This window comes from Desulfobulbus oligotrophicus (genome assembly GCF_016446285.1).
Lineage (GTDB): Bacteria > Desulfobacterota > Desulfobulbia > Desulfobulbales > Desulfobulbaceae > Desulfobulbus > Desulfobulbus oligotrophicus.
Genome location: NZ_CP054140.1, coordinates 2,176,791 through 2,203,097, shown reverse-complemented (window position 1 = coordinate 2,203,097; position 26,307 = coordinate 2,176,791). Strand labels below are relative to the sequence as shown.

Sequence of the window (26,307 nt, the reverse complement as noted above, 5' to 3'; positions counted from 1 at the left end):
GTCATCCTCCTGCACTCTTCTGCACCCTGCGCAATTCCTGGGCCGCCAGGTGAAGCGCATACCCACACAATGTCTGACCGTCTTTCCTGTCCGAATCTGTTTCGTAAATATTTTTTCCAATCAACTGTGCTGCCAGGTAGGGCACATCCGGACAACCGCCGCCGGAGACGTTGACGATCCGTCCGGAAGCCTTTTCCACAGTGATCTTCATATTTGCGGCGCGAACCATGAGCCAGTCCCCAAAATCCTTGTGCTGAAACAGGGAGACCGGCTCAAGGAGATCTTCTCCAACAGGTGTCATCTGCAAAGGGGTCAGCTGATACGCTTTTAAGATACTGACGGCCCGGAAAGCATGCATCAGAGAGGTGACAATAACCATATCACACCCTGTTCGCAGGGTTGCGGGCGGCGCCATAACCCGGGCATCCAGCCCCTCGGCTTGCAGTATACTCTCCGCCTGGACAACCTCACCTGTGCCCGCAAAGGTGAGGAAGGCCTCGGCATTGGGGTTGGCAGAGGGTTCCGCCCTTCTCCTGTCCTGTGCAGGCGAAAGACGCCCTGAAAAGATGGATCCGGAAAAGGCGGAACGCAGACGCGATAACAGCGTCATGATTTTTTTGTCAGGTTCATGACCGTATAGTTCAGGGTGTCGGCCACCGAAACGACCGTCCATCCTGTTGAATCCGCTGCCCGGATAATGTTGTCCCTGGCAGCGGGACAGTCAAAGCTGATCTCCAGTTCCGCGGCATCGGTCTGTTTTATGGCGTTCGTAAAAGCAATAAGCGGTTCCGGGCAGGCCAGTCCGCGAACATCGATGATTATCTTACTCATTTTTTCCTCCTTAAGCGACCTTGCGGATATGTATCAACGACAGACACAGCAGGACTGCCAGACAAAAATAAACAGCCACATCACCGTTTGCTCCGATTCCGGTCGGGGAGCTTGCCAGCTCGAAATTATGGGCAAAGGCAGCAGCCACGATCATGCCGAGTACAAAGAGTCCGGCATCAGCATCACCCTCACCGGCCATGAAAATCTGTCGTCCCGGACAGCCGCCAGCCAAAGCAAAGGCCCATCCGGCGGTCAGCATGCCCAGAAAATTCCATAGATGATTGGTATGGGCCACGGGCTGATTTGCAAAGCCTATGCTGACCTTACCAAGCACCAGGTTCAGGACAAAGGCCGCTGCCACAAAGGCAAGAATGCCGAGCAGCAGATGAAAATGACGAAACATGAGCAAATCCCGAAATGCCCCCATGGTGCAGAAGCGGCTGCGCTGGGCAAGAAAACCGACAACGAGCGCGCCGCCAAGAGAGTACAGAAACGGTGCGTGCATGGAGCCCGGACCCTTGACGGAATAAAAGACAACACCGCTTTTGCCCTCTCCAGCCACCTGTGGAAAGACCAGGAGGAGTGCAAGTATGCCCAGCATCAGTGCCGGCATGATATATCCGGCTCCTGTATGCTGGGGAGTGTTTCTTCCCAGAGAATAGCCGCGTCGGAAAAACACGGTGCCTATACCAACACCGGCTATGAGTCCTGCCAGTCCGACAACAGCATTCAGATCACCGCCGGCAAGACGCAGAAGAGCACGCCAGGGGCAGCCAAGGAAGACCAGGGCTCCGATCATGGCGCACATGCCGAGAATAAAGCGCACCAGCGGCGCCGAACCAGCTCTGGGTTTGAACTCGCCAAAGCACAGGGCCGCAAGGAACGACCCCAGCAAAAGCGCCGGGATTTCCGGACGAAGATACTGAACAACTTCCGCCCGGTGCAGACCAAGAGCACCGGCAATATCCCTTTCAAAGCATGCGACGCAAAGTCCCATATTGGCCGGATTGCCGAAATACTGTAATCCCACCGCAATAACCGCCATGATTGCGCCACTTACCGCAATACCGGAACCTCCGGCAAACCAGTTCTTTTTCATTTGCATGTGCATCTCCTTACCATTTCAAAACTCCTTCTGCTGAACGGATTGTACCCGGTACGACCTTACTGCGCTTCCTGGCTTGCTTGGTTTTTCCGGGCGGTTTACGCAACAAAAAAACCCCTTTGGCCAAAAGACCAAAGGGGTATAAGCTACTGTTTCAGTAGAAAAATTATAGGGCAGACAGTTGTGTCTACATCAGAAAAAGACCCCGCTGTGAAGCGTGTTCGCCAAAGGTATGCACAATCGAGTGTGCATGGTGACGCGCAGGAGACCCTCCAACCTGGAGGGGAGATAGCCCTCATGTCTTCCCGCCCGTCAGCCTGATGAAAAACACATGATAGGACATGACGTTTCCCTGCCGACAGAGTGGATCTGTCCGTAAGAACGGTACAGACCTGACGTATTTAAGAAAAGAAATATGCCATGGGGAAAGATGGCTGTCAATGGTATCAGGCACACCTTTCCAGGAAGTCTCTCTCAGCATCGAAATTTCACCAATGCCGGCGATACTTGCACCTTGCGCCGTCAGGACGTCAACCTCACGGCACTTCAGGGCAACCTGTCTTATCGTGCATGTTTTTGACGTCTCGCTCTCAGTTGCAGGAATAAGTTTGGGCAGAATACGCTGGACATTATCAGGACCATCTTTTATTTATCCGCAACAGTTTTGTGTGCTCATTCAATCAGAGGAGAAAAGTGATGAACACCCTGCCCAGGAAATACGCCTTCAACTGGGACGTTATCGGCACTGATGTGCAGGAGGCCCGCCCTGCTCTCGGCCTGTACACCTCCTTTGAAGTGTACCGGCTTTTGCAGTTCACGCTCCGCGATGTTCTGGAATCCCGGTATGGGACCAAAGCCGCGGACGAGATCTTTCGTGAAGCAGGTACCCTGGCGGGCAAAGCCTTTTTTGAGCGGTACTGTGCTGATGCAACCGATATCCCCTCGCTTGTAAAAACGATTCAGCAAGAATTCCGGACCCTTGGTATCGGCATTGTCCGCTTTGAAAAGACCGATACCAAAACCATGACCTTCCAGCTCACTGTGGATGAAGATCTTGATTGCTCGGGCCTGCCCGATACCTCCGACCATATCTGTGTTTACGATGAAGGTTTTATCAAAGGCATTTTCGACTCGTTCACCGGTAAAGATTTCACAGTGCAAGAAGTGGATTGCTGGTGCTCCGGTGCGCGCACGTGTCGCTTTAAAGCCACGCTGCCATAAATGATCCCTCAGGAAAGCACCGTTTTGCAGGACAGTATCTTAGAACATATTGAAAAACTTCTTCACTCGCCTGCTCTGCCGGAATTTCCAGCCGAGGCGGACAAGGAAGACAAGCTGCACGCCATTCACAACTACCTTGTCACTTTACGTACCACTCTCAACGCGTTTGCCACCGGCGATCTTCAATTCCCCGTCGATATCCATGGAGTCATCGCCGGGCGCCTCAAGGCGTTACAGGCCAATCTTATGCATCTCACCTGGCAGATCCAGCAGGTTGCCGCAGGCGACTTCACCCAGCGGGTGGACTTTATGGGTGAATATGCCGCTGCCTTCAACAGTATGGTCACGCAGCTGGATAATGCGCTTACCTCGCTTCGGCAGAAGGAAGAAGAACTCACAAAGCTGACGGAGGCGTTACGGGTCGAGATTGCTGAAAAAGAGGAGGCTCTGGCCGTCTTACGGAAAAAAGAAGCTCAGTTCAAACACCTGGCAGAACACGATGCGCTCACGGGTGTGCTGAACAGGCGCTCTTTTTACGAGCTGGCTTGCGCTGAATTTAAACGTGCGGAAGAAAAAGGTTACCCCTGCAGTCTTGCCATCATTGATATCGACTTTTTCAAACAGATCAATGATACCTGCGGACATCTCCAGGGTGACGATGTGCTCAGACACATTACCAAAACCATTAAATCTTCGTTACGGCATGGTGGTATTATCGGCAGGTACGGTGGTGATGAGTTCGTGGTTTTACTCCCGGGCCTGGACCTTAAAACCACCAAAAAGATTGTCGACAGGCTGCGCAAGCAAGTTGCCCAAGCGCCTTTCAAAACATCGACAGGCACGATTCACATGACTGTCAGCATTGGTCTTGCGCACGTCATGCCGCAACAGGGCCTGTGTCAGGACACCATTTTCTTTAAATCTGTTATCAAGACAGCGGATAATGCTCTGTACGCTGCAAAAGAAGCGGGTCGAAACTGTCTTGTGACACTGTCACATTGCGCTCAACAGGACAACGTTACCGGCAAAGAATAAAAATATCCTGCTGAAGCCGTGTCTATGAAGCCGGAAGTGGAATGCACATATGGCAAAACCACACTGAGCAACTCAAGAGTCGGTTTGTCTGTTTTTCATCGACCACACCTCAATATCTTTCCATTTCTGCCCTATATTTTACTTCCTCCACATCCGGATTTCACCTGCTGCACGTTTATGTCTTTGGCACATATCCACACCTGACAACCAGTACCAGCTTCTTTTAAAACCCGAACAATCCAGTCTTCTGAAAAAAACGTTTTCACTCCGCATTGATCATAATAATTTCAACTGGTAATTCACACACTTCAGATACAGATATCATTCATTACTCTAATGCAAACCTGACAGAGAGCTTGAGATGAACTGTAGGTGGTAAAGTCTTCAGCCATGATCAAAAAGCGGCCTGCGTGGGGGGCGACCCAGGCTGTATACTGTGCTTTGCTCGTGACGTAAGTTTCAATCCACGCCCCCGCGTGGGGGGCGACGATTGCGCGTAATCCACGAGCAAGGTGATAATCAGTTTCAATCCACGCCCCTGCGTGAGGGGCGACAAATTGATTGTGCCGGTACTTTCGGAGAGGTGGTGTTTCAATCCACGCCCCTGCGTGAGGGGCGACTCTCAGCACCTGGCAAACGTTTGGTAATGGCTGGGAGTTTCAATCCACGCCCCTGCGTGAGGGGCGACCTATTGCCGATGTTGGTGTAAAATTTAATTTATTGTTTCAATCCACGCCCCTGCGTGAGGGGCGACTCTCAGCACCTGGCAAACGTTTGGTAATGGCTGGGAGTTTCAATCCACGCCCCTGCGTGAGGGGCGACTAGCAAATGAGCTTTATCATGATGGCGAAGGCCATGTTTCAATCCACGCCCCTGCGTGAGGGGCGACATTATCTATATCACTTCGGGGGGTATACTATTGCCGTTTCAATCCACGCCCCTGCGTGAGGGGCGACCGTGCAGGTCACCCTGCACGATCATATTGATGCTGTTTCAATCCACGCCCCTGCGTGAGGGGCGACTAGCAAATGAGCTTTATCATGATGGCGAAGGCCATGTTTCAATCCACGCCCCTGCGTGAGGGGCGACGATAAACCTTGGCGAACGGGAGACCTTTGCGGAGGTTTCAATCCACGCCCCTGCGTGAGGGGCGACGAGCTGCCCGTCATCGTCGTCAGGCTCTGCCGGTGTTTCAATCCACGCCCCTGCGTGAGGGGCGACAACGGAAAAAGCGCCATAGTTGGGGGCTTGCATCAGTTTCAATCCACGCCCCTGCGTGAGGGGCGACCATTGCGACCGGTGTTTTTTTGGATGGTATCTGCGTTTCAATCCACGCCCCTGCGTGAGGGGCGACGCCGTATATGGTGCCAATGGTCGCCTCGTATTTCAGTTTCAATCCACGCCCCTGCGTGGGGGGCGACGGATATGCAATTCCGATACCTATGCCGCTCATTACGTTTCAATCCACGCCCCCGCGTGGGGGGCGACGCCTGCCATCGGAGGCACCCCTCCACCAACCAGGACGTTTCAATCCACGCCCCCGCGTGGGGGGCGACGGCCGTGGTGTTCTCGTAGGCTTCAGCGCCGGCGTGTTTCAATCCACGCCCCCGCGTGGGGGGCGACCCGAGCCCTGGTCAATCTGCGGGCCCGTAACCGGGTTTCAATCCACGCCCCCGCGTGGGGGGCGACGCGAGTTGCGTGTATCAGCTGCTGACAAGTTGCAGTTTCAATCCACGCCCCCGCGTGGGGGGCGACCGGTTTCCCCGACCGGATCGAGGAGCCCAGCGGGTTTCAATCCACGCCCCCGCGTGGGGGGCGACGCTCTGCTCAGGCACACCATCTCCTGCCCGTCGTGTTTCAATCCACGCCCCCGCGTGGGGGGCGACGCGACAAAATTGATGGGAGAGGCCGCAAAGGGGTTGTTTCAATCCACGCCCCCGCGTGGGGGGCGACTGTTGCGGCCGTGGGCTGTGCGCTCTTTACGCTCGGTTTCAATCCACGCCCCCGCGTGGGGGGCGACCGAGGCGTCAACGTTTTTGGACGCCATGAACATGTTTCAATCCACGCCCCCGCGTGGGGGGCGACGCGGTGGCAAAATGCAGGTTATGCCGCATCACCGGTTTCAATCCACGCCCCCGCGTGGGGGGCGACCTGTTTGAAGCTCATCGACTCGTTGCTGGACGCACCAGTTTCAATCCACGCCCCCGCGTGGGGGGCGACTTTGAGGCGGCTTAAAATCGAACATCCGACATGGGGTTTCAATCCACGCCCCCGCGTGGGGGGCGACCCGGTTTTATATCCGTGATGACCGAGGCAAATATGTTTCAATCCACGCCCCCGCGTGGGGGGCGACCGCGGCAGAGGCACACGTCAGAGCATTGTTGGGAGTTTCAATCCACGCCCCCGCGTGGGGGGCGACGCGCAGCGGGATGTATCAGTATCTGTTTGGCGAGTTTCAATCCACGCCCCCGCGTGGGGGGCGACCGGCAGGTTTGGTTTGTTGGTCAACCCGACGCTGCCGTTTCAATCCACGCCCCCGCGTGGGGGGCGACACATCCACGGCGTTGGTGGCGGAGTTGTTAAGCTTGTTTCAATCCACGCCCCCGCGTGGGGGGCGACAGTCGCACTCGATCGCCCATACAACGGCGAGGGGGTTTCAATCCACGCCCCCGCGTGGGGGGCGACCTCTTCCGCCTGCGGGAAATTATGGCTATGAAGAGTTTCAATCCACGCCCCCGCGTGGGGGGCGACCGGCAGGTTTGGTTTGTTGGTCAACCCGACGCTGCCGTTTCAATCCACGCCCCCGCGTGGGGGGCGACACATCCACGGCGTTGGTGGCGGAGTTGTTAAGCTTGTTTCAATCCACGCCCCCGCGTGGGGGGCGACCCGGACGAGGCAACAATCTTCGGAGCTGTTGCCACGTTTCAATCCACGCCCCCGCGTGGGGGGCGACGAGTGTGGCCAAGGAAATACTGTCGTCTGTTGGCAAGTTTCAATCCACGCCCCCGCGTGGGGGGCGACGGTTGGCACTGAAATATGTTGCGTCACCGGACTGGTTTCAATCCACGCCCCCGCGTGGGGGGCGACTCATTTTGGCATTGGACAACGTATCATTGATACGCTTGTTTCAATCCACGCCCCCGCGTGGGGGGCGACTCCAGCTGCCTTGAGCTTTGCCAGCAGGGCATTGTTTCAATCCACGCCCCCGCGTGGGGGGCGACGGCATCATCAGCCACGGTAGCCTCATCTTCGATGTGTTTCAATCCACGCCCCCGCGTGGGGGGCGACGTCATGAGCTTTGAACAGGCGTTTGCCGCCTGCATGTTTCAATCCACGCCCCCGCGTGGGGGGCGACCGGCCCGTTCTGGTGCGAAATGCTCCTATACGGATAGTTTCAATCCACGCCCCCGCGTGGGGGGCGACAGGAGAGATCGCTCCGGGTACTCGGGTAGACATGGTTTCAATCCACGCCCCCGCGTGGGGGGCGACTCCAGCGCAGATCACCGGGTAAAACCACATCATTTGTTTCAATCCACGCCCCCGCGTGGGGGGCGACCGGTGTCTCCAGTACGCCCTCAAAGGTCACATCCACGTTTCAATCCACGCCCCCGCGTGGGGGGCGACGGAAAAGGAGAGCCGTGGAGGGTGGAGGAAGAATGTTTCAATCCACGCCCCCGCGTGGGGGGCGACAACCGCACAGATGGTATGCAGTGGCAACAATTGAGTTTCAATCCACGCCCCCGCGTGGGGGGCGACATAACGGTATAGCAATCGGTACAACTGTTTCAATTGGTGTTTCAATCCACGCCCCCGCGTGGGGGGCGACGTAACGGTGCTATGGTTATGCGTTGACGTGCACGAGTTTCAATCCACGCCCCCGCGTGGGGGGCGACAAAATTTTCACCGATTATATTATGCGCAGTACAGGGTTTCAATCCACGCCCCCGCGTGGGGGGCGACAGGGTGGGCTGTGGATCAAGCTGACCATCTGTGGTTTCAATCCACGCCCCCGCGTGGGGGGCGACGGACGCTGCGGAGTGAAACGCCTTGGCCCAGGTAGTTTCAATCCACGCCCCCGCGTGGGGGGCGACGCCCGCCATCATCAACACCGTTTAAACATCGTTTAGTTTCAATCCACGCCCCCGCGTGGGGGGCGACGGCTGTGGTCTCCAGCTCCGGACCGGTCAGCACGTTTCAATCCACGCCCCCGCGTGGGGGGCGACTGCTCCCATGCGCCATGTGTGGCTGAGCTGATAAGTTTCAATCCACGCCCCCGCGTGGGGGGCGACGTTGACTTGGAGGTGGGCGGCACGCCGATCACAGGTTTCAATCCACGCCCCCGCGTGGGGGGCGACGAGGGTATCCGCCGGTCTGACGACGGGTACGCTGTGTTTCAATCCACGCCCCCGCGTGGGGGGCGACGGCCCATCCCAATACACTTCTCCAGGGTTGGTATTGTTTCAATCCACGCCCCCGCGTGGGGGGCGACTCAGGTAATGGCGCGAATGGCGCCGTAAGGAATTAGTTTCAATCCACGCCCCCGCGTGGGGGGCGACGTGCACGAGTACCGGCCACATCAACATCAAGGGAATGTTTCAATCCACGCCCCCGCGTGGGGGGCGACATTGATGATTAACTTCCTATATATATATATTACGTTTCAATCCACGCCCCCGCGTGGGGGGCGACAAGGTCACAAATCCCGGACTCTTCAATATCGATGGGTTTCAATCCACGCCCCCGCGTGGGGGGCGACTGCTGCCATCGTTTGAAGCTGATTTATAAAGATCGTTTCAATCCACGCCCCCGCGTGGGGGGCGACCAAAGGCCGGCAAGAACTGCCGCCACAGTCAGCAGTTTCAATCCACGCCCCCGCGTGGGGGGCGACGCGGCAACCAATCTGTCCTCGATTTCCTGCTAGCGTTTCAATCCACGCCCCCGCGTGGGGGGCGACTCCAGCCGTCATGCTCGGCGATTGCATTACGAAAGTTTCAATCCACGCCCCCGCGTGGGGGGCGACGGGTCTGCTACCGTGCCTTGCAAGTTGCCTTTTTGGTTTCAATCCACGCCCCCGCGTGGGGGGCGACGCGGCAAATAGCATTCAGCTTGCTCAGCTAGCGCTAGTTTCAATCCACGCCCCCGCGTGGGGGGCGACTGCTGATTCGTAACACGATGTAACAAATCAGCTTTTCCAGCACTTTCCGCGAAGGTTGATCTACCTGTCTTTATCTCCTCCTCTGTACAGGTGTATTTCCTGATCAATCATCGCATTTTCATAGAGCGCGAAGCAGCCGGGTTCTGCTGGGTACGGATGGTTCGCGAAACCATATTACACATATTACACAATAAGCGGGCCTTCCTGATCCAAGCCTGCCTTGGCGCCAACATGTTCTACCCGTTTACGCCAGTTGGCACCAAGAAAATAAAATCGCAGACTATCCGTCTCCTGATCCATCTCATCAATCAACGACTGGCGTAACTTTGTCCATTGTGCAGGATCCACCAGGCATTCAAACACGGAAAACTGCACCCGTTGACCAAAGTTACGACACACTTTGGCTATCCGGCGCAGTCGTTTGGCACCGCCTGGATCACTTGTTTGCACATCATAACTTACCAATATCATCATAACAGCTTCCTACCTCCAGATTACCGGTGGATAACCATCCAACTCGTCCCGCAGGTACCGGGCAAACAAGAGGGCCTGCATGTGAAAGAACAGGCCTATTGTCATCTTTTCCTCAACAAACGGATGGGTCATCTCCTCCTGCTTACGTTTCTGATAGGCAACCAGGACGGTTTTACGGGCCGTGTCGCTCATGCGCACACCTCCGCCATCGCTACAGACAAAATCATCACAACGCAGTTGCGCCAGGTTGACCAGAGAAACTACCAGCCGATCAGCCATGGGGCGAAACTCTTCCATCAGATCAAGCGCCAGCCCCGCTCGTCCCGGTCGATCGCGATGCAGATAACCTACAGCCGGATCAAGCCCCACTGTTTCCAGAGCTGAACGTATATCATGAAGAAGCAGGGTGTAAACAAAGGAAAGCAGGCAGTTGATACGGTCCAGCGGTGGGCGGCGACTGCGACGGTGCATGAAGAAATTGGCCTTATCACGGACAATAAGATGATCAAAGGCGCTGAAGTAGGTACGTGCGCCATCGCCTTCCACGCCGCGAATCTCGGCAAGAGATAACCCCTCTTGTAACCTGCGGGCAGCCGCACCCAACCGATTGATGGACTCCTGTACCACCTGGGCATCGATCTTGTCGCCATGATCGCGGAGAGCCCGAAGCAACACGGTCCGACTGTTGACAACTTTGCCTAAAACACAGGCTGTGGCCACAGCGGCCGAAAAGTCAAGATCATCAGCGCGTCGGTACTGTTCGCGCCGCAGCAGCACATTACCGGTTACCGGGCCGTGCACTCTTGCTAAAAAACGGCCCTGTTCACTGAGAAAACTCAAGCCAACATTTCGCTGGCCGCACGATCCCATTAAAAACGGACTGCACCCCACATTGCCGAAACAGACAATCGATTCCAGTGTATGCAACGGCACTCGCAAAGCGGTTTCCCCTTCAATGCGCACAGCAACGGTTTCGCCGTCTTTAGCAAGGTATGCTCCCTGAGTGGTCACAAAGAGGGTATTCAGATGTTTTTTCACAGTTCCACCATTTTGCGCAGATAACGACCGACCTGTTTTCGGGTTGCCACTGTGGGCAGGCATAACGCCAGGAGTGAGCAGCTTTCACAACGTTTGTCATAATGAGGCGGCGGTGTTTTTGCCTCTGTCAGCAGAGCATGGACAGCAGCCGCTGTCTGTGCGGTCTTCTCTCGCAGAGATGCGTCAAAGATCACACTCGTCCGCCGCTTCTTCTCCCCATAATAGAGTGCGCCTTCGGGCACCGCGCACTCCAGCATCTCTTCCAGACAGAGGGCCTGCGCGCACAACTGCACCCGATCGGTGTCGTCTTTTTTGGGACGGCCACGCTTATATTCCACTGGAAATGGTTGCCACAACCCATTGTCTTGACGATGAAATTCAACGATGTCGGCTCGGCCGGCAACGCCGAGCTGCAGCGAACGAATGGGCACATCATACTCGATACGCAGCTTACGGCGCGATTCGCGACCACTGGTATGCACCCGTTCGTGGAGAACACGCCCCTCAGCTGTAAACCGGTTTTCCAGCCACTGCTGCTCGAGGTAGATGAGAGCGCACTGCCGTGTGCAGAACAGATAGTGTTGTAGAGAGGAAATCATTATAAGATCATCTTCATCGTACAGTTTTACCTCTAAAGGAGAATGATCGTCGCAGTGTCTATCTGTACTTTCATGCATGGAATACTGTCCTTAATTCCTGATGTACGGTACAAAATACTGTTGATTGCCAACCTACCAGAGTCATTTTTTCAAACAAAACAGGCGCGGAATGCAAGTAAGGCCGGATGAAACAGGTTTTGACAGCGAAAACAGTGTTCTGCTCCGGCCATTCTTGCCTCACTCCATTTTTACAGTTTTTCCTGTAAGGTAACACCTGTCGGAACATCACTAACTTGAATTGTATAATCAGTGAATGAACGCGCAGGCCCACTGGAGTCCTCTGCCCGGGTAACCGTAATCAGGTCGAACAGCTTGTGAGCCGGAGCATTGCCGAGCTTATTGTTGTGTTTAAATACAAACAACTTACGACAGCTCATTAAACCACGGGCAGCTGAACGGTCGTGTTCAAACATGTTAATAACAGCCTGCCAGAACAGTTCGAGATCATCTTCATTAAAACCGGTTTGCTGAGCTAAAGGGGCAGAAATGAACCCGTAGCAACTGTACAGTGCATAAGGAACAGTAAACTTTCTCCCCATGGTCCGGTTATCCCCCTGTTGTTTTTCCGCCTCTGCCTCTGTGGCTACAGCCATACGGGTGATGCTGTGTTCCAACGGCACAATCTGATCAATACTTCGTGCAAAGGTAAACTGTACCGGCCCGCGTACCTGGCCAGCGTTTTTACCGGTGGACATAACTGCGCCAAAAGTGCGAACATCATAATATCTACTGCACATGAACCGGCGGGCTGCTTCGGTTTTTTCACCCTTTTCTTTACTCTTAACAGCCTCTTGCTCGTGAGCCTCATCAATGAGGTTGTTAAGAACAGCCTTTTCCTTGATAAAAATATCATGGGTGGCACTGCTACCGTGTTCCAGCTGCACATAATTTCGTATTTTTCGTTTTATACAGACATCCGTGACAAGACCGTGTCCTGTCTCCGGATCAATACGTGGAAGGTTACCGGCATCTGGATCACCGTTCGGATTACCGTCTTTAACGTCGAACAACAGAACAAAATCATAACGGTTCTCAATGGGCTTGCTCATAGATATATCCTCCATTTTTTCTATTCGTTGGTTTCATGTTTTGTGAAGAGGGCTCGTCGCTGGTGATAGTAACCGACCGCAAAACGTCCCTGATCCTGCAGAGAAAGATGTGTTGGAAAATCAACAATACCACTCATGATCTCGCCAATAATCTTTTCAAGATTTACAACACGACCCCGGTTTTCTATCTTGGCCAGATGATGGTTTTTTAATTTCATAAGATGGGGAAAAGCTGTGACAGGACTTCCGGAAGCCCCCCCATAAAAACGATCGCGAATAGTGGCGTTGATGCCGGGACTTGCCTCTTCCTGAATTTTTTCGAGAGTCGCAAATAATCGGCCGAGCCGATAGCCGATGTTTGTGTTGTTGATATCCAGGGCCATACCTACCTCCTGTTCTGATTGTCGATAATATCGTGCTGCCCGAACCAACACTGCCTTCAGAAGCGCGGCACGAGGATATGTTACTTCACGCTCCGCACGGCAACGACGAACCACTGCTGCCAAAAGGGTTTGCGGATACGGGGTACCGGTAAGAATTGCCTTCATGCACTCACCGCCAAGATTCGGTGCGATATTTTCTGATTTTCCCTGCAAGGCAGTGGAGACAAGCAGGCGGAAAAGAGACAGATGTTCAGGGTCTTTTGGTCGCCGCACTATTTGACAATCTTCAAAGTGCTGCCGAATATGGAGGGCTGTTTCACCAACAGTTCCAGCGTGCCAAAAGCGTACCGCAATACGGGAGGCATTCGGTGAAAGACCCAGAACAAAAAACGGGGTGTAATCTTCTGTGATGGAAGGTGTTCCTGCTTTGGGAGATTCGTATAAAATACGGACTGCCTTGTTGGCCTGCTCGGGGTTTTCCTTGGCCGAATCCCCAAAGATGTCGGCAAAAACATCTTCAAGATCGTTTTTTTCTTCCGCCCAAAACACCGTGGAAGCATCGCCAACCTGCATCCTCTGCTTAGACCCTTTGACCAACAAAGTATTTAATGCCGTGGTGTAGGCTGTTTCTGCGTTCCTGCCGACAGGTGCATTTAAGCCCTGTTTTTTACCGTACGAGCAAAAAGCACCGAGATTAAAAGAAACAATATTTGCACCGGATGTCTGTGCGCCCCACACTCCTTTTATAGCGGTATGCAAACGGGCAGGTGCTTCGGATTTCCCTGAAACTAAACATACCTGCCGGGTATCATCCTCTCCCAGGACAGACAGACTGCTTGCGAGTTGCGACACAACATCCGGACGTTGGCAGATTAAAGAATGATCGGTATTAAGACGGAAAGACACATTCATCCCCTTTTCTTCAACTTCTTCCCATCCTGGATGCAAAAAGAGCTGTTCAAAATCCTGTTTCTCGAGAAATCGTAACAGGGCAAGGACAGCCTCGTCCTGGGATTCTCCTGTGCAACAAGCATCGCGAATAGTCTGCTGAAAACAAAAAAACTGTTTCTCTGCGCGCTCTGCCAACTCCACAGGATCTTTTTTAGGGTCCGGTTTAGGTCGGCCGACAGCATAGGCCGGAGTATCCCAAAACAGGTTCGCAACAATGCCGCTCGTTTTTTTTGCTCCTTTGGGCACAATGAAAACCCTAGCTTGTTTCTTTTTTCCTGTACCCTCTCTGGTGTCTTCCAAACCAACAAAATTTCCCGAATGATCGAGAACAATAACAAATGGAATCTCTTTTCTTTCAAAACCTTCAGGTGCAACTTCATCTGCTCTCTCTTGGGATATACGCTGATAATACCTTGTCAATGCGTGTAAAATCATGATTTGACCTCCTGACTATCTGGATGCGGAACCAACAGCATCCCCTCTTGTAACTGCGCCCGGAAAAAAGAGGGTCGGCACCTGTCAGTACATGAGTGGACATGATCCTTGTCGGCGCGGTTGTCATGGCAGATATCGTACAGCATCCACCCGAGATCACAGCTCACTGAAACCGGTTGAGGTAATGGCTCCTCTAAGCGTATGAGCTTGAAATCAGCGGAAAACTCTCGACAGCCAAGGTAAGGGCGATGAAAACATTGACCTTTTTCTGCCCGCCGCAGAAACATTTCCTGAAATTTCGTGATAGTGTCTTCCGAACCGGCCCTATCTGTTAAAGTAAAACGAGCATGGATAGTATAGGCAACCTCACGCAGAAACATCCCGGCGCGTTGCTGGCGTTTTTCCTCAATGAACAGACCATCGGAACGTGGTGACATAAGGCTGCCCACTTCATTTCGGCGAACGGACTCCCACCGAATAGGCTGCAAAACATCAATACGCTCCACCAGCCAGCGAATTGCCGGTTTCCATAAAACGGCCTCTAACACGCCTCGTGCCGCAGAAGGAGTCATCACATCATACGAAACGCGTTCCACCTTCATCTCAGGGCGGGTGAAACAGGCGTTTTGACCCCATACTTTGAGGCGGAACGGATGGCTTAGTTTTTTTTCACTGTCCATGCTTCCTCCTTAAATTATCAACTCATCGGGTTCGCGGACCCAAAAACGATCAGCACAGAACCCAAGGTCATCATCATACAGATTATCATATCCCTGCACATACATACCAGGATGCACCTCTTCAATTGCGCCCTCATGGACCAAACGATCATGAGTATGACGCGGCAGGTTAACCACATAGCGCTGTGCACGTCGTAAAAGCTGCCGTTTCGGTCCTTGTTGTCGCAGTTTTTCAAGCAAATTTTTTCCCTCTTGATAACTGACCAGCACCGGAGAGTATGTCTTTTCATCGATAAGACGAAATTTTTCTGCAGCAGTACGGAAACTGATCCGCAGCTCAGGATCATTGCCGAGTAACTCCAGGATATTTTCCTTATCCAGCCGATCTCCTTGTGTCCAATAAAGCAGGCGGAAAAACTGTTCAAACAACCGTGGTGCAAACGGGTCTTCTCCTCCCTGCAACAGAAGCTGACGACCTATTTCTGCAGCCTGTCGGAGATAGCCGGCCGGTATTCTGCTTTCTGGCTGAAACACGTATACCAGGCCTCTTTCCAGCACCCCTTCTCGGTTACACCGGCCTGCTGCCTGGGCAACCGAATCAAGACCTGCCAGAGCCCGGTAAACAACGGGAAAGTCAAGATCCACTCCTGCCTCAACAAGTTGCGTACTGACAACTCTTGTCGGTTTTCCGGCATCCAGACTTTTTTTAATTGCAGCAATGCGGTTTGACCGATGCGCGCCGCACATCAAGGCTGAGAGATGGAACGCGCCCGGAGGCAACTTTTCCCAAAGTGTACGGGCATCGTCTCGACGATTGACGATACACAACACTGATTCATGTGTTTTTAGACAATCGGCTAGTCGATCCCAAGATAATGGAACGGCAAAACGGTCCATCACTTCAACCCTTGTGCGCTGCAGCCGTTTATGCAGGTTGAAAGAGGCGGGTACGATCTCACAAAGACCAGACAAACCGGCAAAATTAAAATCCAGACTCTTCTGCGGGCCAAAGGCCGGCTGAGTGGCAGTGGAAAGCACAAAAGTAACACCGTAATTCCGTTGCAACTCACGAATAACTTCAAGAAGTGGTTTTAAAAAATCTGTGGGCAAGAGCTGTACTTCATCTAAAACCACCACACTGTTCACAATGTTATGCAGCTTGCGACAACGACTGGGTCTGCTTGCAAACAATGATTCGAAAAACTGTACCGTTGTCGTCACAATGACGGGGGCATCCCAATTCTCGCAGGCCAAACGGCTACGTGCACTCTCCTCCTCCACAGCGGACACTTCTAAATTGCTGTGATGTTCAAGAACCGCGTCAGCAAAAATGTCGCGAAACTGATCTGCAGTCTGCTCAATAATACTGGTATACGGAATAACATAAATGATTCGCCGCTTTGCATGGGCAATGGCGTGTTGCAAAGCAAAGGCCATTGAAGAGAGCGTTTTCCCACCGCCTGTCGGCACGGTGAGGGTGAACAGGCCGGGCGGATCAAGTGCCCGTTGTTGACATGCCTGCAACACCTCTGCCCGTATACGGTTGACGGACGTATCCGGACTGTTTGCCAGTTTTTTTGACATATACTGTGCAAAGACCGGTTCCAGTACAGCCAATTCCGGATATCCTGTGCGGAGTTGTGATCTTTCCTGATCCATAAATGACTCAGTGTCTAAAAAGTCTGCGTCAACAAGACAGGAAAAAAGCATCCTCAGCCAGAAAGAACGCGAGATAGTCGTACCGCTCTTACTTTTCTCTGATGGTATCCCCTGGTTGGAGATGCCATCAGAGATATTCCCATCACGAGCTGCATGTAGCAACTCCTGCTGATTGAGACGCCAGGAAAGAGAAGATCGCGGGGAACTCTCACTTTGCCAATCCGGTAAACCTGCATGATGACCACTTATGCAGTAGGCAAAGATACGACCAATTTTTCCAAACCGTTCGACCGAGTGGAGCGCTCCAGCGGTTGAGTGATCAACTCGACCGGGTTTTCCCTCAATATGGGCTTCGTTAGACTGACGAATATACGTCTGGAACGCAGGAGAAAATTTGCCGAGGTCATGCCACATGCCGACAAGACGGGCCCAGGAAGACGCTCCGAATGCAGAGGCAAACAAACCGGCCTGGTGTGCGACATTTTCAAGATGCCGGTCTAAAGGCTGCCACTCTGACAGGGGACAATCTTTTTTTGAATGTGCAAAAAACGTGTAATCCTTTTTTATTGTCATAGATCAGTTCCGTGTCTTACCCTTGCTTACAGATGATCACCGGATGTTTCAGTACATCACAACTTGAACTGTACCGTCTGAACTGTGTGGGCTATGTATCTGTTTTTCATCACTCCATGGATGCCTCTTTTCAATTGTACAACAACTTCTGTTTTTCCCCTCTACTGTATTGCAGCAAAGCTTTTGAATTCCTGTAGAATGACACCCCAGGAATGGCATCGTTCTTTCGGTTGAAATCAGGTGAAGTAAAAAATGATTTTGCGGGAACAGAGGTTGTCTCTTTTGTTGAAAACACAACGGAATAACAATCAAAGTTTGAGTCATTCCACAGCCGGCGACGGACAACGACTGTTTTGTTGAGTGCAGCTGGTTGACGAGCTTTACAGACCAGGTCAACAGCCAGGACCAGCAGGAAGTAAGCGATCAGGTATCCCATGGTTGTCTCCTTAAAATGTAGAAGGAAGTGGTTTTTTACCTGATCCTACGATACCATTCATGGTGGGACAGATAGCGTCCCACCATAATATTTTTTTACTCAACCGTTGCTCAGCGTAAAAATGGCCAAATACAAACCACAGCACGCCCGCCTTCTGTTCATTGATCGGAAGCTGCGGGAAAAACGCTACCCCAACCGGCAGTCACTTGCTGAGGAGTGGGAAACCAGCTATAAAACAATCCAGCGTGATCTCGACTATATGCGCTACGAACTTGATGCACCGATTGAGTATTCGGCCCGGTATCGGGGCTACTACTATACTGAAGAACAGTACCAGCTGCCGGCAATGCATCTCCGGGAGCGGGATCTGTTTGCCATCTACCTGGCGGAAAAACTGCTGACACAGTACGAAGGCACGCCGATATACAACAGTCTCTGTTCAGTTTTCCGTAAAATCGAAGACAGTCTGCCGGATAAGGCCCCCGCCTGTCTGCACAATGATCAGCAACTGTTTACCGTGCTGCCTCCCTTTACCACTGTTATTTCACCTGAAGTGCTGGCAACCGTTTTTGACTGTTTGCGCACATCGACCAGGCTGGATATTGAGTATCACAGTCCAAACAGCAAGCCCATGTGGCGCCGGGTCGATCCGTATCAGGGAGTACGCTTTGAGGGTGACTGGTATGTGGTTGGTCACTGCCATGTTCGCCAGGCCATCCGCACATTCAGCCTGGCCCGCATACAGGCGGCAAAAAAAGGAACAGAACGGTTCACCCGGCCGGCTGCCTTTAACTTTGAACAACTGTTCGGCAGTCACTTCGGTATCCATCGGGGTGAGGAGGAGATCGAAGTCTGCATTCATTTTAACCGCCATGCTGCAGCCTATATTCGCGAGCGACAGTGGCATCCTACCCAACGTATCAGTGAACAGGATGACGGCAGTCTTTTCCTGACCCTTTGCGTCAACCATCTGTCAGGATTAAGGCGGTGGCTTTTGTCATGGGGTGACGGAGCAAAAGTGCTTTCTCCTCCCGCACTTGCCGATGATATCCGGCAGACAGCGTTACGGATGGCCGGTGTTGCTGAAGAAAAACAATCTGTTCCTCACAAATAGGTCATGCCGCATTTTTGATTGTCCTTTCCACCATTTCCCTGCTATCCTGACGCAGTTTCACAAAAGCATCCATGCGGTGCCACACCTGACAAGATTTATAAAACACACAGGAAAGCACTATGATAACACCAGACACCCACCGTATTTTCATTGATGATCTGGCGCAACGATGGCATCTAAACATCGACCAGATCATCGAGTTGGCCGGCCAGGGCAACTTCCCGCTCTGGATTGACCTGACTGATGTCTTTGCTCAAAAGACCGACACAAAGATAACGGAGACCGGTAAAAAAAGAAGGACAGCAATCAAGCAATGGTACGACCGAATCGAGGTGAGCCCCCTGCCGGAGGTGCTGATGCAGATCTCCGGACGATCAGACCGGATATTTGTCACGGCTGAGCTGCTCTGTTTTGATAAACAGGGAAACGAGGTCGGTGTGACCAACCGTCTTGGTGAAGAGTGGGGAGAAAACAGTATGATCGGCCTGAAACCGACCACCCTGTTTGCAACGCTCGACGATATCCTTGATATTGAAAACGAAAGCAACAACAGCAGAACACCAGACACAGTGGAGGTTGAACATCAAGACAAGCCCTCCCTGTCTGCAGCAGATTCTTCTCAGCCGGACAGAGCAGTTGAGATGACGACAACCATGCCGCTGGAGTTACAGGCTGCAAATATATGCTGGCAGACTCTCTTTGGCAAAGAGCAGACAGATGCTGTACCGGTCAAAAAGGCAGCCATTATCGCCTGGCTTCAACAACAGTATCCTGAACTGACAAAAGCAGCCCAGGAGCGTATTGCCCTGATGGTTAATCCTGCCAGAAGGACGTGCCGATAACCACAGGACGGATAACACATGCGCAACAGATTTCTCGTCCTGTTTATAACGATGCTGGCCTTTTTTATGCTGGCCTCCGGCGTTAACAGCGCTGAAGTCAACGGCTTTAAAGGCATGCGTTGGGGAAGCCGGCTTGCCGACCTGCAGGAGACAAAACCGCTGGTACTGACCAAAGACGGCGGTAAAGATGGGACATCACTTTATATTCTGCAAAATGATGACCTGCGCTATGGTAAGGCTGTACTAACCGGTATCCATTACTCGTTCACCAAAGAGCGGTTGCAGGGGGTTATGCTGCTGTTCAGCGGTTCCAAGAATTTTACAGCCGTTAAAAATGAGGCCTTTTCCAGGTTCGGCAAAACACCACAAGTCGGACAGGGCAAAGAAGAGCTGTACAACTGGCCCGGCAAGACCACCAACATGCTGCTCTCATATAACCAGAGCAACCAGTCCGGCTTTCTCTTCATGAAAGTCAAGAAAATGCCGCCTGCTGTCAAAGTGGCTGCCCCGCCGAAACCGGCGGTAGCACCCGCTCAACCAGAGCGTCCTGATCAGGCTGCTGTTGCCGGACAGACAGAACAAACACCCTCTTCCCCTGACGAATTTGAAACTGCCCTGGACAGAGCACCGCCGCCTTCTCAACCAAATGCAGCCACAGGCGGTTTCCCGCCTGAAATACTGGCAATGATTCAACAGGATCAGACTCTTACCCAGCTGTGCTGGGAAACCAGTGGTCCGGAAGCAGATGCCGCCTGTGTAAAGATGCGGGAGAATATCGACCAGTTAAATGCCTATGGACTGTGCATGAGGCCGGATGCGTCGGGCCAGTCAGGAACAGAGGTCATCTGGTACTCCTGCGCTGACAGTTCCACATCCAGAGTGCAGCAGCCAACCGCATCTGCTACGTCATCGCAGCCGGACAACGAACCGGCCCGGGAAACAGCAACAACAGCTGTGCCGACAGATACCGCCCCAGCACCTGTCGACGGATCAAAAGCTCGGCGCTGTCGATTGATCGGCGAACTCTTTGCCACTGCAGCAAGGATGCGGGATACCGGAGTCAAGCCACCGGCGGCAGAAGAGGAGTTGGCATGGCGGGTGAGCAGTGAAATTCCGGAAATCACGATTGAGCGTGTCCGGGAGACCGTTGAACTTGTCTACTTTGATCAGAAATACAACCACCTCTCCGGCGAACCGCTTATTGAACAGGTGTACGATCAGTGCATAAGTGGTAATGGCCCGTATCTGCAACCACTCCCCTGACCAGGCAGCATCAGATATACAACAGGTGCAGGCTGGTGATCAGGCTGCAGGGCCGGCCAGCTTGAGAATCCACAGATCACCCACAAGCCAGGTGTCGCGCTCCTGCCGCAGACGATCGCTCTCCTGGGCAAGCACCTGCCAGCCGGTCTGTTGAGCCACATCATGCATATAGGTGTGCGTGTAGGCAAATCGACCGGTTTGCAGCAGTTGGTAGCCACCGCTCTGCAGATGCTCGGTGGTACAGCAAAACAGCGCGTCCGGTCGGGCAACAGTGCGGGCGGCCGTAAAGATCGGCGCCAGATCACCCACATAAATAAAGACATCTGTGGCAAGAAACAGGTCGTAGGTTTCAGATGTGGAGCTGAGGTGATGCAGAATGCTGTCCAGGTGCAACTGGTCATAGCATCCCTTGGCAGCCGCCTGGTCAAGCATCCTGGCGGAAAGATCAACACCGTCAAGAGTTGTTGTCAGATTCTGAAACACAAGACCGCCCAAACCGGTTCCACAGCCGAGATCAAGCCCATGGCTAAACCTGTATTGGTGAGCAGTGCTCTGATGCAGGCAGTCATACAACTGACGCGGATTATCATAGCCCAGATCGTCGACCAGGTTGTGCTCAAAGTCCGGAGCATAGGCGTCAAAAAACTCACGGACATACTCGTCCGGTGCACTGGCAGGTGTAATACCCTGCAGGGATGCCAGCAGATAGGCAATGGCCTTGTCTTCCGGCTGCTGATCCAACACCCGGCTGTAGTACTCAACAGCCGGTCCAACCTGCCCGAAACGGTGATAAAGATAGGCCAGATTACGGGTGGCTGACAGGTGGGTGGGGCAGAACATTAAAGTACGCTCGTAGCAGGAAACAGCTTGGTCGTCATCGTGCAGATCCCGATAGCAGCAACCAAGATTGTAATGACTGTCCGCATCGTTGGGATCAAGCAGAAGCAACTGCTGGTAGGTGGCAATGGCGGCATGGGGATCACCGACCTTTTTCTGACAGACAGCCAGGTTAAAAAGAGTATCCGCATCCGGCGGGGCCAGGGTATCGGCAAGGGAAAATTCGTTCAATGCCTGCTGATAGTTGCCCTCATCGTAATAGACCAGGCCGATGTTATAGTGCACCAGGGCAGATTTCGGCGCATGTTGCAGGAGCAGCTGGTAGTGCTGTCTGGCCTCGGCCAGATGACCATCGGCATGCGCTGCACAGGCGGTAACAAACGTTTGATGCAGAGTGTCGGCATCAAGGGGTTGACCATGATCGGACATGAACGATTTCCTTTGATAAAGGTATGCTCCCGGACAACGGAGCAAAAGAGCTACTGAACAACACAGGGCTTCACCATACCTCTTTTTATGACAAACAGTGCAAAAGAAATGGTATTGAGTACATCATCTTCTTTGCAAAACCCTGTATCTCCCCGTGTGCAGCACGACCAGAGCCATGCCTTTACCTGCCTCGCTGTTATCGACCATCCTGCCTGATCTTCAGGCCGCCCTTTCCCGGGGACACGCCCTGCTGACCGCACCACCCGGCACAGGTAAAACCACAGTGGTACCACTGGCTCTGCTTCAAGCATCCTGGCTTGCCCATAAAACTATCCTTCTTCTGGAACCCCGACGACTGGCTGCCAGAGCAGCAGCTGCACGGATGGCATCGCTTTTAGGCGAGTCAGTTGGCCAAACAGTGGGGTATCATATTCGTTTTGACCGGCGGATCGGCCCGGACACCCGAATCGAGGTGCTTACTGAAGGCATTTTAACCCGCCGATTACAGACAGATACTGATCTGGAAAAGGTGGGGCTGATCATCTTTGATGAGTTCCATGAACGTTCCATTCACGCTGATCTGGCTCTGGCCCTCTGCCTTGATCTCTGCCACCTTAAACATGATCTGCGCCTGCTGGTGATGTCCGCTACCCTTGATACCCAGGCAACAGCAGACTTACTTGGCAATGCGCCGGTGCTGTCGTGTGCAGGCAGGCAGCATGAGGTGCGTATCAGATATATGGATCGGCCTGCACAGGGGCGGATTGCGTCGATCACTGCCCATGGCATCCGCCGTGCAGTTCAGGAAGAACAGGGAGATATCCTCACCTTCCTGCCCGGTGTTGGTGAAATTAAAGAGGTGGGACGTCTTCTTGCCAATGACGCTCTTTTCAGCCGCGAGACAACTGTGTGTCAGCTGTACGGTGATCTCGGCAAAGAGGCACAGGATCGCGCACTTTTCCCGGACCCGGGTGGTCGTCGTCGTATTATTCTCGCCACTTCAATTGCTGAAACCAGTCTGACCATCGAAGGGGTTGGTTGTGTTGTTGACAGTGGTTGGTCGCGGTTGCCCGCCTTTGATCCACGCACCGGCCTGAGCAGACTGACCACAATGCGGGTTTCCAAGGCCTCGGCAGATCAACGCGCCGGACGCGCCGGACGTCTTGGTCCGGGAAGCTGTCTTCGCCTGTGGACAAGGGCCGAACATCACAACCTGCCTCCCTTTCATCCACCGGAGATTCTCAATGTTGACCTGGCATCCCTGACACTGGAACTGGCGCTCTGGGGAGTAACCGATCCGGCAGCATTGCAGTGGCTTGATCCCCCTCGCCCCGGACCATTTCGACAGGCACAGGAGTTATTACAATCGTTAAACGCCATTGATACCTCTGGGAAGATCACTCCAACCGGCCGGCAACTCGCTGCCCTGCCCCTGCATCCCCGGTTGGGCCACCTGCTGCTGACTGCTGAAAAACATGGAATGGCCTCACTGGCCTGTGATATTGCAGCACTTCTGTCAGAACGTGATCTTTTTTATCAATCCACCTCTGCCAGTGTACATGATCGGTTTACTCTGCTGTCAGCCTGGCGACAGACAGGTAAAACAGCGATCAGCACGCAGGAGGGTGACCGCTGGATCGTTCAACGGGTTAATCAGGCTGCCCGTCAGTGGTCGCACCTGTGCAAGGGGACAACCAAAGCCACTGACCCGGCAACCATCGGCTCTCTGCTTGCAGCCGCTTATCCGGACCGCATTGCCTGCAGACGACCGGGGCAGCAGGAGCGTTATCTTCTGACCTCGGGCCGCGGTGTGCGCCTTGCCCCTGGCGATCCGCTGGCAAACAGCGAGTATTTGGTTGTGGCCCGCCTTGACGGCGGCCTGCGTGAAGGACGCATCCACCTGGCAGAAACTGTGGATATTGAAACGTTGCGACATCACCACGCCCGTCTTTTCAGTAAGGAAGAGGTGGTGGAATGGGACGATATTGCCGGTAAGGTGCTGGCTGTGCAACGTGAACGGCTGGGCGCCATTGTACTGAGTGAACAGCCGTTAGCCGACGCTAATCCGGAGGCTGTGCGCGCTGCTCTGCTTGATGGTATTGGCCAGCGTGGCCTGGACTGTTTACCCTGGAACCGGGAGTCACGCCAACTGCAGGCCCGGATTCTCTGTTTGCGCAGCCGACAGGCAGACACCGATTGGCCTGATGTGAGTGATGCGGCACTGCATGCCGATCCTGGTTGGATTGCACCTTACCTTGATGGCATGAACAGTCTTGAGCAACTGCGCAACCTTACCCTCCAAACCATTCTGACTGCACAGCTCAGCTGGGAACAGCAACAGCAACTTCGGAAACTGGCCCCCGAAACCTACACCGTGCCCAGTGGTTCACGCATCCGCCTGAACTACCAGTCAGACAGCCGGCCGCCGGTGTTGGCGGTGCGCCTTCAGGAACTGTTCGGCCTTGCCGAAACACCGGCAATCTGTAACAACAGCGTCCCCCTGCTTCTTCATCTGCTCAGCCCTGCGCACCGTCCTATTCAGGTAACCAGCGATCTGGCCGGGTTCTGGAAGCGAGGCTATCCTGAGGTAAAAAAAGAACTCAAGGGCCGCTATCCCAAACACTTCTGGCCGGACGATCCTCTCCAGGCCAAACCAACAAGAGGTGTGCGCAAAAGCAGCGTTCCGCGCTGATAGACAGTCGACCTTTTGACAACCTGCCGACGTTCAAAAACTCTCTTCAGTCACCCCACGATAATTATCAGCGTTGAATACATATCCAACAAAGAAGCTGCTTGACAAAGGTATCGGGATATTTTAGATAGTGCCCATTCTTCCGGCCCCATCGTCTAGTGGCCTAGGACACCGGCCTCTCACGCCGGCAGCAGGGGTTCGAGTCCCCTTGGGGTCACCAACTCGATAGAATTATTAGGTTTTCCCTAATAACTCACCATACAAAACTCCCTTGGAACGTGTGTTCTGAGGGGGTTTTCTTCGTTTTAGCCCTACAGAAACAGACCAGGCGAACCAAAAAGCCCTCAGTGTTGGCGCACTGATCTTTCCCGTTCTTAAAGGGCCTTCCGTTAAGCGAGTATATTTCTTAACCGAGGTGTCGATGACAACGAAACACCGGCTTGGTTTGCCATATCACGAACCTGCTCAGACTCTTCCGACATCAGGCAGGCTTTGAGGATCTTCTTGTTCGGGCCGGGCATGGTTAACGCATTGCCGACCGGGCCGCATCAGCCAAAAAGCCGGAGCGTGTCTTTCCATGGGCTTGAGCGTACGAATCAATCTTTGCCAACAAGCGGCGGGGCAAAGTGATATTGATTTTTTCCGCCTTCCCTTCAAAACGTGACACATTCACATCAACAACCGCCCATACACCATTGGCGAAATCAGGATTGCTCTGGTGATCGGCAATTGGTCGTGGTACCGGAATTTCCCCACCTTCTTCAACCACCCCTTCCAGGTGAAGATCAATGGCTTCCAGCACTGAATCCAGGGCCTCATCAAAAGTGTCTCCACCGGAAAAACACCCGGGCAAATCAGGTACCGTCACCCCGAAATGTATTCCGTCATCAGTATGTAACACTACAGGAAACCTCATAATAATCTCCTACTTCCAACCCGCCTGTTTGCGTATATTGTTCAGCGTACCAGCGGGGATGTCGCTGTTGGGATGTTTTACAGTCACTAACCCCGGCTTAACGGGGTGTTTGAATTGGTGATGCGATCTTTTGACACGGACCAAAATCCAGCCATCCGCTTCCAGTTGCTTGATAAGCTGCCTGCTATTCATGGTGGTTATTGCACCCACCAAAGAAAAAAGATCAACACCATAACCACCATTATTTTCTTTTTTGGTACCTCGACGCAGTCGATCCCGCATTGAGCAGCTTCATGTAAAACGACATCTTTGTACTTCGAATTGAATGGTATAAACGACAATGGTATATCTCGTTAAATTCATCAGAATCATATCTGTAAAATGAGATGTATAACTTTCTGCCTAATATATGTTAGGCATGCAGGAGATAGCAGTGAGCGATAATTTATGTGATGAGTGCAATAAATTGATCGATGCAAGTCGCCATACGCCGCCTCACGAGCACCTTGTGCAAACAGAGTTTGTGAAGG

20 protein-coding genes, 1 tRNA gene and 1 CRISPR repeat array are annotated in these 26,307 nt (G+C 53.2%); of the genes, 7 read left to right on the top strand and 14 right to left on the bottom strand.

All coding sequences use genetic code 11. The features are described 5' to 3' along the window. Position 1: 1 nt before the first annotated feature. The 3 genes from HP555_RS10010 to yedE are packed head-to-tail and all read right to left on the bottom strand — an operon-like array spanning position 2 to position 1,936. Positions 2 to 610, bottom strand: coding sequence for a DUF3343 domain-containing protein (locus HP555_RS10010; protein ID WP_199262071.1), 609 nt, complete (start codon positions 608 to 610; stop codon positions 2 to 4). Next, on the bottom strand, positions 607 to 831 hold the full coding sequence (locus HP555_RS10005; RefSeq protein WP_199262069.1) for a sulfurtransferase TusA family protein: 225 nt from the start codon (positions 829 to 831) through the stop codon (positions 607 to 609). The genes HP555_RS10010 and HP555_RS10005 overlap by 4 nt, the downstream gene beginning before the upstream one ends. A gap of 10 nt (positions 832 to 841) precedes the next feature. Next, positions 842 to 1,936, bottom strand: a complete 1,095-nt coding sequence (yedE, locus tag HP555_RS10000) for a YedE family putative selenium transporter (RefSeq protein ID WP_332908637.1) — start codon at positions 1,934 to 1,936, stop codon at positions 842 to 844. Between the two features lie 696 nt (positions 1,937 to 2,632). Here yedE and HP555_RS09995 point away from each other — a divergent pair. Further along, positions 2,633 to 3,157: a V4R domain-containing protein gene (locus HP555_RS09995; RefSeq protein WP_199262067.1), complete on the top strand. Its 525-nt coding sequence runs from the start codon at positions 2,633 to 2,635 to the stop codon at positions 3,155 to 3,157. A 24-nt stretch (positions 3,158 to 3,181) separates the two neighbouring features. Then, positions 3,182 to 4,192, top strand: a complete 1,011-nt coding sequence (locus HP555_RS09990; RefSeq protein WP_199262065.1) for a sensor domain-containing diguanylate cyclase — start codon at positions 3,182 to 3,184, stop codon at positions 4,190 to 4,192. 456 nt (positions 4,193 to 4,648) lie between these two features. Beyond that, a CRISPR array of direct repeats spans positions 4,649 to 9,347; the repeat unit is 32 nt; unit sequence GTTTCAATCCACGCCCCCGCGTGGGGGGCGAC. Positions 9,348 to 9,530: 183 nt separating this feature from the next. Here HP555_RS09990 and cas2 read toward each other — a convergent pair. The 8 genes from cas2 to HP555_RS09950 form a co-directional block, all read right to left on the bottom strand. Further along, the gene (gene cas2 / locus HP555_RS09985; protein WP_199262057.1) at positions 9,531 to 9,821 is read right to left on the bottom strand and encodes a CRISPR-associated endonuclease Cas2; all 291 of its coding nucleotides are present in this window, start codon (positions 9,819 to 9,821) and stop codon (positions 9,531 to 9,533) included. 9 nt (positions 9,822 to 9,830) lie between these two features. Next, a complete protein-coding gene (gene cas1c, locus HP555_RS09980) occupies positions 9,831 to 10,859 on the bottom strand; it encodes a type I-C CRISPR-associated endonuclease Cas1c (protein WP_199262047.1) in 1,029 nt (342 codons plus the stop codon). Further along, the gene (gene cas4 / locus HP555_RS09975; RefSeq protein WP_199262045.1) at positions 10,856 to 11,536 is read right to left on the bottom strand and encodes a CRISPR-associated protein Cas4; all 681 of its coding nucleotides are present in this window, start codon (positions 11,534 to 11,536) and stop codon (positions 10,856 to 10,858) included. Before cas4 ends, cas1c begins: the two co-directional genes overlap by 4 nt. Positions 11,537 to 11,706: 170 nt before the next feature. Continuing rightward, positions 11,707 to 12,567 carry a type I-C CRISPR-associated protein Cas7/Csd2 gene (cas7c, locus tag HP555_RS09970; protein ID WP_199262043.1) on the bottom strand — a complete coding sequence of 287 codons (861 nt, stop codon included), beginning with the start codon at positions 12,565 to 12,567 and terminating at the stop codon, positions 11,707 to 11,709. A 20-nt stretch (positions 12,568 to 12,587) separates the two neighbouring features. Continuing rightward, positions 12,588 to 14,336, bottom strand: coding sequence for a type I-C CRISPR-associated protein Cas8c/Csd1 (gene cas8c / locus HP555_RS09965; RefSeq protein ID WP_199262041.1), 1,749 nt, complete (start codon positions 14,334 to 14,336; stop codon positions 12,588 to 12,590). Next, a complete protein-coding gene (gene cas5c / locus HP555_RS09960; protein WP_199262039.1) occupies positions 14,333 to 15,016 on the bottom strand; it encodes a type I-C CRISPR-associated protein Cas5c in 684 nt (227 codons plus the stop codon). The genes cas8c and cas5c overlap by 4 nt, the downstream gene beginning before the upstream one ends. Before the next feature lie 9 nt (positions 15,017 to 15,025). Then, on the bottom strand, positions 15,026 to 17,248 hold the full coding sequence (locus tag HP555_RS09955; protein ID WP_199262037.1) for a CRISPR-associated endonuclease Cas3'': 2,223 nt from the start codon (positions 17,246 to 17,248) through the stop codon (positions 15,026 to 15,028). Between the two features lie 130 nt (positions 17,249 to 17,378). Then, entirely contained in the window at positions 17,379 to 17,684 is a 306-nt protein-coding gene (locus tag HP555_RS09950) for a hypothetical protein (RefSeq protein ID WP_199262035.1), read from the bottom strand. 121 nt (positions 17,685 to 17,805) lie between these two features. On the opposite strand from HP555_RS09950, the gene HP555_RS09945 reads away from it, so the two are divergent. From HP555_RS09945 to HP555_RS09935, 3 genes are all read left to right on the top strand, one after another. Further along, a complete protein-coding gene (locus tag HP555_RS09945) occupies positions 17,806 to 18,798 on the top strand; it encodes a helix-turn-helix transcriptional regulator (RefSeq protein WP_199262033.1) in 993 nt (330 codons plus the stop codon). Between the two features lie 119 nt (positions 18,799 to 18,917). Further along, entirely contained in the window at positions 18,918 to 19,640 is a 723-nt protein-coding gene (locus tag HP555_RS09940; protein WP_199262031.1) for a hypothetical protein, read from the top strand. 18 nt (positions 19,641 to 19,658) lie between these two features. Next, a complete protein-coding gene (locus HP555_RS09935) occupies positions 19,659 to 20,903 on the top strand; it encodes a hypothetical protein (protein WP_199262029.1) in 1,245 nt (414 codons plus the stop codon). A gap of 39 nt (positions 20,904 to 20,942) precedes the next feature. Here HP555_RS09935 and HP555_RS09930 read toward each other — a convergent pair whose 3' ends face one another. Beyond that, a complete protein-coding gene (locus HP555_RS09930; protein WP_199262027.1) occupies positions 20,943 to 22,169 on the bottom strand; it encodes a tetratricopeptide repeat protein in 1,227 nt (408 codons plus the stop codon). Positions 22,170 to 22,344: 175 nt separating this feature from the next. On the opposite strand from HP555_RS09930, the gene hrpB reads away from it, so the two are divergent. After that, the gene (hrpB, locus tag HP555_RS09925) at positions 22,345 to 24,861 is read left to right on the top strand and encodes an ATP-dependent helicase HrpB (protein WP_199262025.1); all 2,517 of its coding nucleotides are present in this window, start codon (positions 22,345 to 22,347) and stop codon (positions 24,859 to 24,861) included. Positions 24,862 to 25,005: 144 nt separating this feature from the next. Beyond that, positions 25,006 to 25,081: transfer RNA gene (locus HP555_RS09920), tRNA-Glu, on the top strand. A gap of 303 nt (positions 25,082 to 25,384) precedes the next feature. On the opposite strand, the gene HP555_RS09915 is transcribed toward HP555_RS09920, so the two are convergent. Then, the gene (locus tag HP555_RS09915; protein WP_199262023.1) at positions 25,385 to 25,777 is read right to left on the bottom strand and encodes a type II toxin-antitoxin system HicB family antitoxin; all 393 of its coding nucleotides are present in this window, start codon (positions 25,775 to 25,777) and stop codon (positions 25,385 to 25,387) included. Between the two features lie 9 nt (positions 25,778 to 25,786). Then, positions 25,787 to 26,059: a type II toxin-antitoxin system HicA family toxin gene (locus tag HP555_RS09910; RefSeq protein ID WP_233249139.1), complete on the bottom strand. Its 273-nt coding sequence runs from the start codon at positions 26,057 to 26,059 to the stop codon at positions 25,787 to 25,789. Positions 26,060 to 26,307 lie beyond the last annotated feature (248 nt).

Excerpts from the sequence above, each read along its gene's own strand:
- yedE (WP_332908637.1), bottom strand. The coding sequence starts at position 1,936 with ATGCAAATGAAAAAGAACTGGTTTGCCGGAGGTTCCGGTATTGCGGTA.
- HP555_RS09955 (WP_199262037.1), bottom strand. The coding sequence starts at position 17,248 with ATGACAATAAAAAAGGATTACACGTTTTTTGCACATTCAAAAAAAGAT.
- HP555_RS10010 (WP_199262071.1), bottom strand. The coding sequence starts at position 610 with ATGACGCTGTTATCGCGTCTGCGTTCCGCCTTTTCCGGATCCATCTTT.
- HP555_RS10005 (WP_199262069.1), bottom strand. The coding sequence starts at position 831 with ATGAGTAAGATAATCATCGATGTTCGCGGACTGGCCTGCCCGGAACCG.
- cas4 (WP_199262045.1), bottom strand. The coding sequence starts at position 11,536 with ATGCATGAAAGTACAGATAGACACTGCGACGATCATTCTCCTTTAGAG.
- HP555_RS09945 (WP_199262033.1), top strand. The coding sequence starts at position 17,806 with ATGGCCAAATACAAACCACAGCACGCCCGCCTTCTGTTCATTGATCGG.
- HP555_RS09940 (WP_199262031.1), top strand. The coding sequence starts at position 18,918 with ATGATAACACCAGACACCCACCGTATTTTCATTGATGATCTGGCGCAA.
- cas7c (WP_199262043.1), bottom strand. The coding sequence starts at position 12,567 with ATGAGCAAGCCCATTGAGAACCGTTATGATTTTGTTCTGTTGTTCGAC.
- hrpB (WP_199262025.1), top strand. The coding sequence starts at position 22,345 with ATGCCTTTACCTGCCTCGCTGTTATCGACCATCCTGCCTGATCTTCAG.
- HP555_RS09930 (WP_199262027.1), bottom strand. The coding sequence starts at position 22,169 with ATGTCCGATCATGGTCAACCCCTTGATGCCGACACTCTGCATCAAACG.
- cas2 (WP_199262057.1), bottom strand. The coding sequence starts at position 9,821 with ATGATGATATTGGTAAGTTATGATGTGCAAACAAGTGATCCAGGCGGT.
- cas5c (WP_199262039.1), bottom strand. The coding sequence starts at position 15,016 with ATGGACAGTGAAAAAAAACTAAGCCATCCGTTCCGCCTCAAAGTATGG.
- HP555_RS09935 (WP_199262029.1), top strand. The coding sequence starts at position 19,659 with ATGCGCAACAGATTTCTCGTCCTGTTTATAACGATGCTGGCCTTTTTT.
- HP555_RS09995 (WP_199262067.1), top strand. The coding sequence starts at position 2,633 with ATGAACACCCTGCCCAGGAAATACGCCTTCAACTGGGACGTTATCGGC.
- HP555_RS09910 (WP_233249139.1), bottom strand. The coding sequence starts at position 26,059 with ATGCGGGATCGACTGCGTCGAGGTACCAAAAAAGAAAATAATGGTGGT.
- HP555_RS09915 (WP_199262023.1), bottom strand. The coding sequence starts at position 25,777 with ATGAGGTTTCCTGTAGTGTTACATACTGATGACGGAATACATTTCGGG.
- HP555_RS09950 (WP_199262035.1), bottom strand. The coding sequence starts at position 17,684 with ATGGGATACCTGATCGCTTACTTCCTGCTGGTCCTGGCTGTTGACCTG.
- cas8c (WP_199262041.1), bottom strand. The coding sequence starts at position 14,336 with ATGATTTTACACGCATTGACAAGGTATTATCAGCGTATATCCCAAGAG.